Genomic DNA, 14,291 nt, shown 5'->3' with positions numbered 1-14,291 from the left:
GCGGGGAGGCGGCGGGCTGACGCCTGGCGCCGGTGTCCGGCGCGGACCGGGTCCGGTCAGCGGGCGTAGTACTCGACGACGAGCTGCTCGTCGCAGATGACCGGGACTTCCTTGCGGTTCGGGTCGCGGTCGAGGCGGAAGGCCAGGGCCTTCAGGTTGACCTCGAGGTAGCGCGGGGTCTCGCCCTCCGTGTCGTAGCCACCCTCGCGGGCGACCTGGAAGGGGTGCTTCTCGCGGCTGCGCTCGCGGACCATGACGACGTCGTCCGGGCTGACCCGGAAGGACGGCTTGTCGACCTTGCGGCCGTTGACCTCGATGTGGCCGTGGACGACCATCTGCCGGGCCTGGTAGATCGTCCGGGCGATGCCCGAACGCAGGACGAGCGCGTCCAGACGGCGCTCAAGCTCGATGATCAGGGCCTCGCCCGTCTTGCCTTCGACCTTCCGAGCGCGGTCGTAGGCACGCGCCATCTGGCGCTCGCTGATGTCGTACTGCGCGCGCAGACGCTGCTTCTCCAGCAGCCGGACCTTGTAGTCGCTGTTCTGCTTGCGGCCACGGCCGTGCTCACCCGGCGGGTAGGGACGGGTCTCGAAATACTTGACGGCCTTCGGCGTCAGGGCGATGCCCAGAGCGCGCGACTTCTTGACCTTGGGACGCGACTGGTTCACGTGGAACGATCCTCCATGTAAGTTAGGTGAGGCTTACCTTAGCGGAGGAGAACGCATGTTTCGACCTGGGAGCCCCCTCTCCAGCACTGGTCACACCGCGGAATCGGCGATGAACAGCACCGGGCCGGGTCAGCCGCGCCCCTCGGAAGACGCCCGGCAACCGACGGCTGCCGAACGCGTACGTACCCTCGTGGAGTCGAACGCCTCTGCCGTGCTGAGCATTCCGGGCACGGAACCGGGCGGAGCGGGCACTTCCGCACCCGCGGCACGCACCGTCACGGGGGACGGAGACGTGCTTCTGCTGATGCCTGGGGACTCCTCCGCCGCTCGCGCAGCGGCCCACGCACAGGACGACGACCTGACCGCCATGATCGAGATCACGGATGTCGCGCCCGTCGCCGTACCCCATCGTATCCGGGGCCGGGCGTGGGTCGGCGGCTGGCTCACGCCGCTGCGGAACGGAAACCGCGCCGAGGGCGTCGCGCTGCTGGCGGAGCGGCAGCCCGTCGAGGAGCTGCTGCGCGTCGGGGAGGACGGCGGCCCGGGCGGCTGGACGGTGCTGCGGCTGGAGGTCGGCGAGGCCTGTGTGGACGACCTGTGGGGGCCCGGGACGGTCGAGCCGGAGGACTTCGCGGCGGCGCCCGCCGACCCGCTGGCCCGCCACGAGGCGGAACTTCTCCAGCACTTGGCCGCCACGCACGGGGATCAGGTGCGCGCGCTCTGCGGGCTGCTGGGCGAGCGGGCCGTCCCCGGCGGGGAGCCGGGCTGCGCGGCGGGCGGGACGGCGGTGCCGGTGGCGCTGGACCGGTTCGGGCTGCGGGTGCGCTTCACCGAGGCGGGCGGCGGCTGCTTCGACGCCCGATTCGACTTCCCCGAGGCCGTGACGGATTTCACGGAGCTGCGCCGGGCGATGCACACGCTGTTCGAAGCCGCACTGGAGGAATGACCGGCCCCGCGCGCCGCCCGCTGCGTCATTCACGGGCCTCGCCGGCCGTCGCCGGAGACGACCGGCGAGCGAAGACCTCCCGGGCGGTTCAGCTTCCGGGGCCGCACCGCACGGAGGCCTCCGCGTGTCCCGCCGTCATGCCCGGCCGAACGCCGCTCCCGCGGACGGCCGCGGGCCGGCCGGGCCCGGTCACGCGGGGAGCCCGCCGACCGGGCCGGGCCGCGGATCACGCCTGCCGCGTCCGGCCGCCGGCCGGTCAGGCGTCCGGCGCCGGGGGCGGTGCCTCACCCCGGAGACGGGCGCGGACCCGTTCGACGACGTCCGCGTACCGCGCCTCCGTGCCGTACCGCGTGGGCTCGTAGTACCGCTTGCCGTGGATGGAGTCCGGCGCGTACTGCTGCGCGGCGATGCCGCCCGGGACGTCGTGCGGATAGACATAGCCCTGGGCGTGGCCGAGCTTGGCGGCCCCCTTGTAGTGGCCGTCGCGCAGATGCGGCGGGACCGGCCCGGCCAGGCCGTTGCGTACGTCCTCGCGGGCCGCGGAGATCGCCGTCGTCGCCGCGTTGGACTTCGGGGCCAGGGCGAGGGCGATCGTGGCATGGCTGAGGGTCAGCGCGGCCTCGGGGAAGCCGATCAGGGCGACGGCCTGGGCGGCCGCCACCGCTGTCGGCAGGGCCGTCGGATCGGCCAGGCCGATGTCCTCGCTCGCCGAGATCATCAGCCGCCGGGCGATGAACCGCGGGTCCTCGCCGGCCTCGATCATCCGCGCCAGATAGTGCAGCGCGGCGTCCACGTCCGAGCCGCGGATGGACTTGATCAGCGCGCTCGCGACGTCGTAGTGCTGGTCGCCGTCGCGGTCGTACTTCACGGCCGCCCGGTCGACCGCCTCCTCCAGCACCTGCAGGCTGACCTCGCTGCCGCCCTGCGCGAGGGCGGAGCCGGCACCCGCCTCCAGGGCCGTCAGCGCGCGCCGCGCGTCACCGCCCGCGATGCGCAGCAGATGCTTCTCTGCGTCCTCCGGCAGCAGTACCGCGCCGCCGAGGCCGCGCTCGTCCGCCACGGCGCGGCGCAGCAGCCCGCGCAGATCGTCGTCGGTCAGCGGCTCCAGCGTCAGCAGCAGGGAGCGGGACAGCAGCGGGGAGATGACCGAGAAATACGGGTTCTCGGTGGTGGCCGCGATCAGCGTCACCCAGCGGTTCTCCACGGCCGGCAGCAGTGAGTCCTGCTGCGCCTTGGAGAAGCGGTGGATCTCGTCGAGGAAGAGCACGGTCTCCTTGCCGTACCCGCCGGAGGCGCGGCGGGCGCCGTCGATGACGGCCCGCACCTCCTTCACCCCGGCCGTGATCGCGGACAGCTCCACGAACCGCTTGTTGGTGGCCTGGCTGACGACATAGGCGAGCGTCGTCTTGCCGGTGCCCGGCGGCCCCCAGAGCAGCACGGACGCCGGACCGGCCGGGCCGCCCTCCCCCTCCCCCACGAGCCGCCGCAGCGGTGAACCGGGGCGGAGCAGATGCTGCTGCCCCACGACCTCGTCCAGGGTGCGCGGGCGCATGCGTACGGCCAGGGGGCTGCCTGCCGGGTCCTTCTGCTGGCGGTCCTCGGCGGCGGCGGTGAACAGGTCGGGCTCCACGACGAAAACCCTATGCCACCGCGGGGACAGTGCCCCCGCCCGGACGGGCGGGGGCACTGTCCCCGCGGTGGCATCCGGGCTCTCGTGCGGCGCGGGGCGGGCTCAGCCCGTCCAGAAGTCCCACCAGCGGGTCAGGACCAGCATCCCGATCACGCCGGTCCACAGCACCGGCGGCACCCAGTGGAACTCCAGCAGGGCGCGCCGCAGGCCCTGCGGCGCGGGGAGGAAGCGGTGCCTGAGGTTGTGCACGGTGACGTAGCAGAACATCACGATGGTGGCGACCCAGGCCAGGCTGCACCACAGGCACAGGGCGTTGATGTTGTACAGCGACTGGTACATCAGCCAGGTGCAGAAGCCGACGCCGAAGAGGGTGCCGGCGTTCAGCCCGAGCCAGTACCAGCGCCGGAAGCGGGCACCGGCGAGCAGGGCCATGCCGATCGCGATGACGACGCTGTACGTGGCGATGCCCAGCATCGGGTTGGGGAAGCCGAAGGCCGCGGCCTGGTCGCTCTCCATGACGCTGCCGCAGGAGACGACCGGGTTGAGGCTGCACGCGGGCGTGAACGTGTCGCCCTCGACCTTCGCCTCCAGGAGCTTGAACTTGTCGAGCGTGATCACCCAGGCGGCGAGGAGCCCCGCGAACCCGGTGATCACCAGCAGCAGCGCGAAGCCGCGCCCGCTGCCCACCGCGTCCGGGCGCCCCGCCTGCCCGCCGTCGCCGTCCGTCGACACGTCGTCAAGCGCTGTCATCGTCATATCGCCGTTTCCGTAGCTCCCGAGATTCCTCGCCCGGCCGGGCCACGCACATTCTGCCGCAGTCGCCGGTCCCGCAGGGGTCCGTCCACCGTACGAGGGACCCGCCGGTCCCGGCACGGCCGAAAGGACCCGGGTCCGGCCGGACAGTCTTCCGTGCCCGGCGTTCGGCGGGCGTAAGGACGCGCCGAGGGGCCCGGACCGCGGCCCGGGCCCCTCGGGGCCTGCTCTGCTCGCGCGGAAGGTCGGCGGAAGGTCAGCCGAGCGCCGACCGCACCGCGGTGACGGCCTCCGCGGCCGGGACGGCCCGCTGCTCACCGCTGTCCAGGTCCTTGAGCTGGACGACGCCCTCGGCGAGGTCCCGCTCGCCCGCCACCAGCGCGAGACGGGCACCGGAGCGGTTCGCGGACTTCATGGCGTTCTTCAGGCCCTTGCCGCCGTACGCGAAGTCCGTGGCGACACCGGCCCGGCGCAACTCGGTGACCAGGCCGAACAGCGTCCGGCGGGCCTCCTCGCCCAGCGGCACCGCGTACACCTGGGTGACGGCGGGCAGGTCCAGCTCGACGCCCTCGGCGCGCAGCGCGAGCACCGTGCGGTCGACGCCCAGCGCCCAGCCCACCGACGGCAGGGACGGGCCGCCGATCATCTCGGAGAGGCCGTCGTAACGCCCGCCGCCGCCCACCGCGGACTGCGAGCCGAGCCCGTCGTGGACGAACTCGAAGGTGGTGCGCGTGTAGTAGTCCAGGCCGCGGACCAGCTTGGGGTCGTCCTCGAAGGAGACGCCGGCGGCCGTCAGCAGCTCCCGGACCTGCTCGTGGTAGGTCCTGCACGCCTCGCACAGGTGGTCGCGCATCATCGGGGCGCCGGCGAGCTGCTTCTGCACCGACTCCCGCTTGTCGTCCAGCACGCGCAGCGGGTTGATGTCGATGCGGCGCCGGGTGTCCTCGTCGAGGTCGAGGCCGCGCAGGAAGTCCTGGAGCGCGGCGCGGTACACCGGCCGGCACTCCTTGTCGCCCAGGGAGTTGAGCAGCAGCCGGAAGTTCCGCAGGCCCAGCGAGCGGTACGCGTCGACGGCCAGGATGACCAGCTCGGCGTCCAGGGCCGGGTCCTCGGCGCCGATGGCCTCGGCGCCGACCTGCGAGAAGTGCCGGTAGCGACCGGCCTGCGGGCGCTCGTAGCGGTAGTACGAGCCGGAGTACCAGAGCTTGACCGGCAGGTTTCCGGCCTTGTGCAGGTTGGCCTCCAGCGCGGCGCGCAGCACGGAGGCGGTGCCCTCCGGGCGGAGCGCCAGCTCGTCGCCGCCCTTGGTGGTGAGGGTGTACATCTCCTTGGTGACGATGTCCGTCGACTCGCCGACGCCGCGCGAGAACAGCTCGACGTTCTCGAAGCCGGGGGTCTCGGCATAGCCGTAGCCCGCGCGCCGCAGCGGCGCGGCGATCGCCTCCCGGACCGCGAGATAGGCGGCGGAGTCCGGCGGGATCAGGTCGTACGTGCCCTTGGGGGCCTTGAAGGTGCTCAACGGAGAGTCTTCACATTCCTCGTCGTGGAGCGGCGTGTCCGTCCGCTCCGAGGCCGGCGGCCACGTCCCGCAGGAAGGGGTTGGTGGCGCGCTCGCGGCCGATGGTGGTCTGGGGGCCGTGGCCGGACAGCACCACGGTCGAGTCGTCGAGCGGCAGGCACACCCGGCCCAGCGACTCGAGCAGCTCGGCGTGGTCGCCGCCGGGCAGGTCGGTGCGTCCGACGGAGCCGGCGAACAGCAGGTCGCCCGAGAAGAAGACCGGCGGAACGTCCGCGGCCTCGGGCATCCCGAAGGTCACCGACCCCTTGGTATGGCCGGGCGCGTGCGCGACGGAGAACTCCAGACCGGCCAGCTTCAGCTTCGCCCCGTCGGTCAGCTCCTCGACGTCGTCGGGCTCCCCCACGGCCAGCTCGCCCATCAGCGGCTGCCCGATGGACCGGCCGAGCGCCTTCTCCGGGTCGCTCATCATGTAGCGGTCCTCGGGGTGGATCCAGGCCGGGACGCCGTGCGCGCCGCAGACCGGGACGACCGAGGCGACGTGGTCGATGTGGCCGTGGGTGAGGACGACGGCGACGGGCTTGAGCCGATGCTTGGCGAGTGCCTCCTCGACGCCTTGGGCCGCCTGGTGGCCCGGGTCGATGATCACGCACTCCTCGCCTGCGGCAGGGGCGACCAGATAGCAGTTGGTCCCCCAGGCCCCGGCGGGGAACCCGGCAATTAGCACAATCGTCCTCAACAGTCGTCCGGCACGGGATGTCCGATCACCGAAGAGACTACCGGCGGCGGCAGGATCACAGCGAACCCGTATACCGTACGGCGAAGCCCCACACGGACTGGCATTCGAGACGGCACAAGGAGACGGACCCGTGGCCACGAAGGACCAGCGGCGGCGGCAGCTCGCCCGCGAGAAGTTCCAACGGCAGCAGGAGCGGCGCGCCGAGGCGCGTGGCAAGACCCGGCGCCGCAATGCGGCGATCGCGGCCGGGGTGGCGGTCGTCGTCGCGATCGGCACCGCGGCCTGGGCCACGGAGGGATTCGGCGGCATGGGCGAGAAGAAGCAGGACGCGGCTGCCTCGCCCAGCCCGTCGGAGCCGAGCAAGGCGCCCGACCCCTGCGACAAACCGGCGAAGGGCAAGCCCGGCACCGAGCAGTGGAAGAAGGAGCCGGCGATGACGATCGACAAGTCGGCGGCCTATGTGCTGAACCTGGAGACCACCTGCGGCGACATCGACATCAAGATGGACGCCTCGAAGACCCCGCACACGGTGAACTCGTTCAACTTCCTCGCGGATGAGGGCTACTTCGACCACACCAAGTGCCACCGCCTGGTCCCGCAGGGCATCTACGTCCTCCAGTGCGGCGACCCGAAGGGCGACGGCACCGGCGGCCCCGGCTACACCATCCCGGACGAGAACCTCAAGGACCCCAGGCTCAAGGGCAACGTCTACCCGGCGGGCACCGTCGCGATGGCCAACAAGTACAACGCCCAGGAGAAGAAGGGCCGCGACACCGGCGGCAGCCAGTTCTTCCTGGTCTACCAGGACAGTCAGCTGCCGCCGGACTACACACCGTTCGGGACCATCGGCAAGGACGGCATGAAGGTGCTGGAGAAGATCGCGAAGGCCGGTGCCGCGCCGCCGGACGCCATGCAGAACACCGCGCCCAACGCGACGGTGGTCATCAACAAGGCGACGGTGCGCAAGTCCTGAGCAGGCGAACGCGCGGGCCCGGCCCGCCCGGGCGGGAACATCGGTCCCGCCGTGATGCGGACAGCCGGCCCGCGGTTCGCCTATGTTTGGCGTGTGTACCGGTCAGGGCTCCGGCAGCCCGGCCTGGGCCTCTCCTCCCCAGAGGGGGCGAGGAGAGAGAAACTGTGGACGATGCCCGCGAGCCCCGCGCTCGCGCCGGCGTCATGTGGAGGAGGCGCTGTGAGCAGCGACCCATGGGGACGCGTCGACGAGGCGGGGACCGTGTACGTGCGTACGGCCGACGGTGAGAAGGTCGTCGGATCGTGGCAGGCCGGCTCCCCCGAGGAGGCCCTTGCCTACTTCGAGCGCAAGTACGACGGTCTGGTCGTCGAGACCGGCCTCCTCGAGCGGCGGGTCAGGACGACGGACCTGTCGTCGAAGGACGCCATGACGGCCATCGGCCATATCCGGGAGCAGGTCGACCAGCACCACGCGGTGGGCGACCTGGACGCGCTGCGCACCCGGCTGGACAAGCTGGTCACGGTCGTCGAGCAGCGCCGTGAGGAGCGCAAGGCCGCCAAGGCCAAGCAGTCCGAGGAGGCCCGCCGGGCCAAGGAGGAGCTGGTCGCCGAGGCCGAGGAGCTGGCGGGCAGCGAGCAGTGGCGGGTCGCCGGCGAGCGGCTGCGCGCACTGGTCGACACCTGGAAGGGGCTGCCGCGTCTCGACCGCAAGACGGACGACGAGCTGTGGCACCGCTTCTCCCACGCCCGCTCCGCGTTCTCCAAGCGGCGCAAGGCGCACTTCGCGGCGCTCGACGCCCAGCGCGAAGAGGCCCGGAAGATCAAGGAGCGGCTGGTCACCGAGGCGCAGGCGCTCTCCGGGTCGACCGACTGGGGCCCGACGGCCGCGCGCTACCGCGAGCTGATGGCGGAGTGGAAGGCGGCGGGACGCGCCCAGCGGGACGCCGAGGAAGACCTGTGGAACCGTTTCCGCGGCGCGCAGGACGTGTTCTTCCAGGCCCGCAGCGCGGTGTTCGCCGAGCGCGACGCGGAGCAGCGGGAGAATCTGACCCGCAAGGAGGAGCTGGTCGCCGAGGCGGAGAAGCTCCTGCCGGTCACGGACCTCAAGGCGGCCCGGGCGGCGTTCCGTTCGGTCAACGAGCGGTGGGAGGCCATCGGCCATGTGCCGCGGGACGCCCGGCCCGCGATCGAGGGCCGGATGCAGGCCGTGGAGCGTGCCCTCCAGGAGTCCGAGGAAGCCGAGTGGCGGCGCACGAACCCCGAGGCGCGGGCCCGCGCCGAGGGGCTGACCGGCCAGCTCCAGGCGGCGGTCGACAAGCTCCGCGGCCAGGTGGACGCGGCGCGCGCGGCCGGCAACAACGCGAAGGCCGACAAGCTGGCCCGCGAACTCGAGGGCCGTCAGGCGCTGCTGGACCAGGCGTTGAAGGGCCTCCACGAGTTCGGCGGCTGAGCCTCCGGAGTGAGCGGCCCCGGCACCGCGGGTGCCGGGGCCGCTCCGCCGTTCTCGGTGAGGTCGAGCGCGTGCTTCAGCACCTCGCAGGCCTGGATGTGGTTCCCCGCCTCCTGGAGCAGTTCGGCGAGCCGGCGGCAGACGAGCACCGCCTCCGGCCCGAACGTCCGGTGGTTCTGGTGGAACGCCTGCTCCAGCACCTCGATGGCCTCCTTGTGCTGGCCGGTGTCGGCCAGCAGTTCGGACAGCTCCAGCTGCACGGCGAACGTGCCGTCCTCCCCCGGCGGCCGTTCCCGCAGTGCCAGCCGGAGCACCGGAAGCGCGTCGCGCTGCCGGCCCGCCGCCCGCAGCATCCGGGCCAGGCCGAGGCCCGAGACGACCATCGCCGTACGCACGTCGGAGTCCAGCACCGGGCCGGCGGGTGAGCCGCCGCCGGCGTGGAACCGGTTGCGCACGATCGGCAGCCGGCCGATGTTGTTCTCCTGGGAGCGCTGCGGCAGCGGCCGGCGCTTGGCGCGGAGCCGCTGGTCCAGCACCCGGTACAGGGTGTCCAGATCGATCAGCTTCGGGCCGTCCTCGACTCCGTTCCGGAGGATGTCCAGCAGCTCCCCGGTGAACGCCGTGTGGGTCTCCCCGTCCGGTGCCAGCGCCACCCGGTCCCGCGGCGAGGCCGTCAGGACATAGGCGCCGTCCACCGCCGTCCGGGCGGCGAGTCCGTCGTCACCGCTGAGCGTACGGGCGGCACGGCCGCTGAAGCAGCAGTCCAGGACCAGCACCCGGCGGCGCGCGCGGGAGCCGCGCAGCGCCACGCGCAGATGCTCGTACGCCACCGCCGTGTAGCCGGTGTTCGCCCGGGAACCGCTGAGCGCCAGATAGAGGTCGGCCGTCTCGGCGTCGCGCAGCCCGTGTCCGGAGAAGTACACCAGCAGGGTGTCCGTGGCCTCCTGCCCGGCCCGGTGTACGGGGTCGAGCATCGCCGACGGGTCGGGAGGATCGGGCACGACGGTGCAGTTCTCCTCGGGGAGCCCCCACAGCAGGCTGTCCCGGAGCGAACCGGCGAGGTCCCGCACGTTCGCCGCGACGGCGGGCAGCTGCTCCAGATGCTGGTAGGCGGCCGTGCCGATGAGGACGGCGCGGGAGGCCGCCGGGTCAGGCAACCGTGTCATCGGCCGCGGCTCCCTCCTCCAGCATGCGGACGATCCGCCGGACCGCCTCGGTGTCGGCCGCGCCGTCCGCCGGGATCTCCACCGTCACCGGGCCGCGGCGCAGGGTGAGCACCGGCCGGGTGCGCCGGGCGTCCCGCCACTGCAGCACGGAGACGGCCAGCGCCGCGCCGGACAGGCCCGAGCCGATGACGAGCTGAAGGATCTCCAGCCCGCCGCCCATCGCGCCGGGCCGCGGCGCCCCGTCCGCCGCGACCTGTCCCCGCACGGCGTCGTGCAGCGTCTCGTCGTGGCGCAGCCAGCGCAGCAGGGAACGGAGTTCGTCGTCCGCGTCACCGCCGGCGGCTGCCAGCGACACGGTCACCACCTGTTCAGCCATCCTTGCCGTCCCTCCCGGTCCCGGTGTGCGCACGCACCGTGGAGAACAAGGCCAGCGCCTCCGGCTTCGCGCCGAGCCGGGCCAGGCAGACGCCCTGCCAGTACCGGCCGGCGAGCGTCGTCGGATGGCCGTCCCCGAGGGACGAGGCGCAGATCTGCGTGACGGCCGTGAGCATCCGCATGGCCTCCTGGAACTCACCGCGCTGCACGAGGGTAACGGCCTCCCGCAGCCGAGAGGTGGCGTTCTGCGGGGTCAGGCTGCTCATCACGATCTGCCGGGTCGCGTCGCTCAGCGACAACGGGGCCATGCCGGGGACCGGCGGCCCGGCGTCGCTGTCCAGATACTCGGGGAACGACGAGTCGAGCGGAGCCCGTGAGGGCTGCGGGCGGGCCGCCCCGGGCCGGCCCCCGGCCCGCTCGACCGCCTCCTTCCGTATGTGCCGCCCCATGAACTCGGCGAGCAGGCCCGTGTCCGGCGGCTCTCCCAGTAACTCCTGGACGGCGGCGGCGCTGTGGGGCCGGTCCTCCGGGTTCCGCGACGCCAGCCGGTCGACGATTTCGGCCAGCGGGGCGGGCACCTCGGGACGGGTCTCGCGCAGTCTGGGCACCCCGGTCGAGACGGCCCGCTCCACGAGCGGCCCGATGTCGTCGGCGTGCCCGAGGGGCGGCTCACCCGTGAGCATCCAGTACATGCACAGGCCGACGCTGTAGAGATCGGCTCCGGGGCCCGGCCGGTCGCCGCGGATCACTTCCGGCGCCATGAACTGCGGCGTGCCGACCAGGGCCCCGACGCGCGTGATCGCGGACTCCTCGGCGAGCCTCGCGAGCCCGAAGTCCTGCAGCACCACGCGCCCCGAGGCCGCGACCCGGACGTTCGTCGGCTTGATGTCGCGGTGCAGCACACCGGCGGCGTGCGCGGCCGCGAGCCCCGCCGCCATGCCGTGCGCGACGGCCCGCACCAGTTCGGGGGCCAGCCTGCCATGCGCCGTCACGAGGCCGTGCAGCTCGTCCCCGTCGAGCAGTTCCATGACCAGATACGGGGTGCCCTCGTGGGCCCCCAGGTCGTACACCGTGACGACATGGGGGTGGTTGATCCTGGCCAGCGCCCGGCCCTCCAGCCGGAAGCGCCGCAGCGGGTCCATGTCGGACGTCAGCGTCGCCGAGGACAGCATCTTGACCGCCACCCGGCGGCTCAGCGCGAGGTCCTCCGCCTCGTAGACCGTCCCCATGCCGCCGGCCCCGATGGTCCTCGACAGCCGGTACCGGTCGCCGATCAGCTCCGGCATCTCTCCCCCCGTCACCGGATTCAGGGCCGTTTCGTCGAGGTGACGCGGTAGACGTCGTAGACGCCCTCCACGCCGCGGACCGCCTTCAGGACGTGGCCGAGGTGCTTGGGGTCGCCCATCTCGAAGGTGAAGCGGGAAGTGGCGACCCGGTCGCGGGAGGTCTGGACCGCGGCCGAGAGGATGTTCACGTGCTGGTCGGAGAGGACCCGGGTGACGTCGGACAGCAGCCTCGACCGGTCCAGGGCCTCGACCTGGATCGCGACCAGGAAGACGGACGACTGTGTGGGCGCCCACTCGACCTCGAGGATCCGCTCCGGCTGCTGGGACAGCGAGTCGACGTTCACGCAGTCCGCGCGGTGTACGGAGACGCCGCTGCCGCGCGTGACGAAACCGATGATCGGGTCGCCGGGGACCGGTGTGCAGCACCGGGCGAGCTTCACCCAGACGTCGTCGACGCCCTTGACGACCACACCCGGGTCGTTCTTGGCGCGCCGCTTGGCGCGGCTGCGCATCGGGGTGGACTCGGCCAGGTCCTCGTTGGTCTCGTCCTCGCCGCCGAGGGCGTGGACGAGCTTCTGCACGATGTTCTGCGCGGTGACGTGGCCCTCGCCGATCGCCGCGTAGAGCGAGGAGATGTCGGGATAGCGCAGCTCGTGCGCGAGGGTGACCAGCGAGTCGCCGGTGAGGATCCGCTGGATCGGCAGGTTCTGCTTGCGCATCGCGCGGGCGATGGAGTCCTTGCCCTGCTCGATCGCCTCGTCCCGGCGCTCCTTGGAGAACCAGGCCCGGATCTTGTTGCGGGCCCGCGGGGACTTCACGAAGCCCAGCCAGTCGCGGGACGGCCCGGCACCGGGCGCCTTGGAGGTGAAGACCTCCACCAGGTCGCCGTTGTCGAGGGTGGACTCCAGCGGTACCAGACGGCCGTTGACCCGGGCCCCGATGGTGCGGTGGCCGACCTCGGTGTGCACGGCGTAGGCGAAGTCGACGGGGGTGGCGCCCGCCGGAAGCGCTATGACGTCGCCCTTGGGCGTGAAGACGAAGACCTCGTTGCGCGAAAGGTCGAAGCGCAGCGACTCCAGGAACTCGCTGGGGTCCTCGGTCTCCTTCTGCCAGTCCAGCAGCTGCCGCAGCCAGGCCATGTCGTTGACCGCGTCCTTGTCGGCGTCCTTGCCGGTCCGCCTGGGCACGTCGGTGCGCACCTTGGAGGCCCCGGCGACGGCCTCCTGCTTGTACTTCCAGTGCGCGGCGATGCCGTACTCGGCGCGGCGGTGCATGTCGAAGGTGCGGATCTGCAGCTCGACCGGCTTGCCGCTGGGCCCGATGACCGTCGTGTGCAGCGACTGGTACATGTTGAACTTGGGCATCGCGATGTAGTCCTTGAACCGCCCCGGAACCGGGTTCCAGCGGGCGTGGACGGTGCCCAGCGCCGCGTAGCAGTCACGGACGGTGTCGACCAGGACACGGATGCCGACCAGGTCGTAGATCTCGGCGAAGTCGCGGCCCCGCACGATCATCTTCTGGTAGACGCTGTAGTAGTGCTTCGGGCGGCCGGTGACCGTGGCCTTGATCCGGGCGGCGCGCAGGTCGGCCTGGACCTCGTCAGTGACGACCGCCAGATACTCGTCGCGCTTGGGGGCGCGCTCGGCGACGAGGCGGACGATCTCGTCGTACATCTTGGGGTAGAGGATCGCGAAGGCGAGGTCCTCCAGCTCCCACTTGATGGTGTTCATGCCCAGCCGGTGCGCCAGCGGGGCGTAGATCTCCAGCGTCTCGCGGGCCTTCTTCTCCTGCTTCTCGCGCTTGAGATAGCGCATCGTGCGCATGTTGTGCAGCCGGTCGGCCAGCTTGATGACCAGCACCCGCGGGTCCTTGGCCATGGCGACGACCATCTTGCGCACGGTCTCGGCCTGCGCGGCCTCGCCGAACTTGACCTTGTCGAGCTTGGTGACCCCGTCGACCAGCAGGGCGACCTGGTCGCCGAAGTCCCGGCGCAGCGTGTCCAGGCCGTACTCGGTGTCCTCGACGGTGTCGTGCAGCAGCCCGGCCATCAGCGTCGCCGGGTCCATGCCCAGCTCGGCGAGGATGGTGGTGACCGCGAGCGGATGCGTGATGTACGGGTCGCCGCTCTTGCGCTTCTGGCCGCGGTGCCAGCGCTCGGCGACCTGGTAGGCCTGCTCGACCTGGCGGAGGGTGGCCGCCTCGATCTTGGGGTCGTTGCTCCGCACGATGCGCAGCAGCGGTTCCAGCACCGGGTTGTACGGGCTGGAGCGCTGCACGCCGAGCCGGGCCAGCCGGGCGCGGACGCGGTTGGAGGAGCCGGTCCGGGGGGCCGGGCTCTGCGCCGGGCCGACGGGGCCGGCACCGACCGGCTTGGCGGTGCCGTTCTGCCGGCCGCCGGCGGGCGGCTTGGGACGGGTCACCGGGGCTGCCGGGGTGGTGGGCCTCCCGGAGGTGCCTGCCGCCGCTGCGTCGTCGCGCGGGGGCGCGTCGGGTGCCGCCGCGGCCTCGGCGGGCCGGGCCGGCTGCGCAGCCGGGGACTCCCCGGGGCGGAGTCCGGGGGCGAGCGGCTTGGCCTCGTCCGGCAAGAGCACTCCTCAGAGGTTGGCCCCTCCTCGCCGGGCGGCGGGGAGTCGGATTCCGGCGTCGCGATCAGCATCCGGAACCCCATGGTATCGACCTCCGGCCCCGGGCACGGTCCGGCTACCGGCCCCGGTGCCCGGCCCGGGTGTGCGACGGATCACGTCCCGGCCGCCGCCCAAAGCGCCCGGCGGCGGAAACGGAGGCGGGCGG

General features: G+C 72.3%; 12 protein-coding genes. 3 read left to right on the top strand and 9 right to left on the bottom strand.

The annotated features are described in order from the left end of the window. Positions 1–56: 56 nt before the first annotated feature. Positions 57–668, bottom strand: coding sequence for a 30S ribosomal protein S4 (rpsD, locus tag GCU69_RS18845; RefSeq protein WP_098750921.1), 612 nt, complete (start codon positions 666–668; stop codon positions 57–59). A 55-nt stretch (positions 669–723) separates the two neighbouring features. On the opposite strand from rpsD, the gene GCU69_RS18840 reads away from it, so the two are divergent. Continuing rightward, positions 724–1,614, top strand: coding sequence for a DUF2470 domain-containing protein (locus GCU69_RS18840; RefSeq protein ID WP_408055820.1), 891 nt, complete (start codon positions 724–726; stop codon positions 1,612–1,614). 256 nt (positions 1,615–1,870) lie between these two features. On the opposite strand, the gene GCU69_RS18835 is transcribed toward GCU69_RS18840, so the two are convergent. From GCU69_RS18835 to GCU69_RS18820, 4 genes are all read right to left on the bottom strand, one after another. After that, positions 1,871–3,244 carry a replication-associated recombination protein A gene (locus GCU69_RS18835; RefSeq protein WP_098750922.1) on the bottom strand — a complete coding sequence of 458 codons (1,374 nt, stop codon included), beginning with the start codon at positions 3,242–3,244 and terminating at the stop codon, positions 1,871–1,873. Between the two features lie 102 nt (positions 3,245–3,346). Beyond that, on the bottom strand, positions 3,347–4,000 hold the full coding sequence (locus GCU69_RS18830; protein WP_098750923.1) for a vitamin K epoxide reductase family protein: 654 nt from the start codon (positions 3,998–4,000) through the stop codon (positions 3,347–3,349). A gap of 253 nt (positions 4,001–4,253) precedes the next feature. Beyond that, positions 4,254–5,516, bottom strand: coding sequence for a histidine--tRNA ligase (hisS, locus tag GCU69_RS18825; protein WP_156206688.1), 1,263 nt, complete (start codon positions 5,514–5,516; stop codon positions 4,254–4,256). Between the two features lie 10 nt (positions 5,517–5,526). After that, positions 5,527–6,240 (bottom strand): MBL fold metallo-hydrolase, encoded by a 714-nt coding sequence (locus tag GCU69_RS18820; protein ID WP_098750925.1) that lies wholly within the window; start codon positions 6,238–6,240, stop codon positions 5,527–5,529. A 142-nt stretch (positions 6,241–6,382) separates the two neighbouring features. On the opposite strand from GCU69_RS18820, the gene GCU69_RS18815 reads away from it, so the two are divergent. Then, complete coding sequence (locus tag GCU69_RS18815) at positions 6,383–7,225, top strand: peptidylprolyl isomerase (RefSeq protein ID WP_098750926.1); 843 nt, start codon at positions 6,383–6,385, stop codon at positions 7,223–7,225. Positions 7,226–7,444: 219 nt separating this feature from the next. Then, the gene (locus tag GCU69_RS18810; RefSeq protein WP_098750927.1) at positions 7,445–8,674 is read left to right on the top strand and encodes a DUF349 domain-containing protein; all 1,230 of its coding nucleotides are present in this window, start codon (positions 7,445–7,447) and stop codon (positions 8,672–8,674) included. On the opposite strand, the gene GCU69_RS18805 is transcribed toward GCU69_RS18810, so the two are convergent. From GCU69_RS18805 to GCU69_RS18790, 4 genes are read right to left on the bottom strand one after another with little or no spacing between them, the layout of a single operon-like run. Continuing rightward, entirely contained in the window at positions 8,623–9,840 is a 1,218-nt protein-coding gene (locus tag GCU69_RS18805) for a caspase family protein (protein ID WP_098750928.1), read from the bottom strand. The genes GCU69_RS18810 and GCU69_RS18805 overlap by 52 nt on opposite strands. Next, the gene (locus GCU69_RS18800) at positions 9,824–10,216 is read right to left on the bottom strand and encodes an effector-associated constant component EACC1 (protein ID WP_098750929.1); all 393 of its coding nucleotides are present in this window, start codon (positions 10,214–10,216) and stop codon (positions 9,824–9,826) included. The genes GCU69_RS18805 and GCU69_RS18800 overlap by 17 nt, the downstream gene beginning before the upstream one ends. Beyond that, positions 10,209–11,501 (bottom strand): serine/threonine-protein kinase, encoded by a 1,293-nt coding sequence (locus GCU69_RS18795; RefSeq protein ID WP_156206687.1) that lies wholly within the window; start codon positions 11,499–11,501, stop codon positions 10,209–10,211. The genes GCU69_RS18800 and GCU69_RS18795 overlap by 8 nt, the downstream gene beginning before the upstream one ends. Before the next feature lie 20 nt (positions 11,502–11,521). Next, positions 11,522–14,086 carry a RelA/SpoT family protein gene (locus GCU69_RS18790; protein ID WP_098750931.1) on the bottom strand — a complete coding sequence of 855 codons (2,565 nt, stop codon included), beginning with the start codon at positions 14,084–14,086 and terminating at the stop codon, positions 11,522–11,524. Positions 14,087–14,291: the final 205 nt, after the last annotated feature.

It is taken from the genome of Streptomyces lycii (assembly GCF_009735685.1).
Classification (GTDB): domain Bacteria; phylum Actinomycetota; class Actinomycetes; order Streptomycetales; family Streptomycetaceae; genus Streptomyces; species Streptomyces lycii.
The sequence above is the reverse complement of the archived record's forward strand: the minus strand, read 5'-3'. Positions and strand labels throughout refer to the sequence as shown.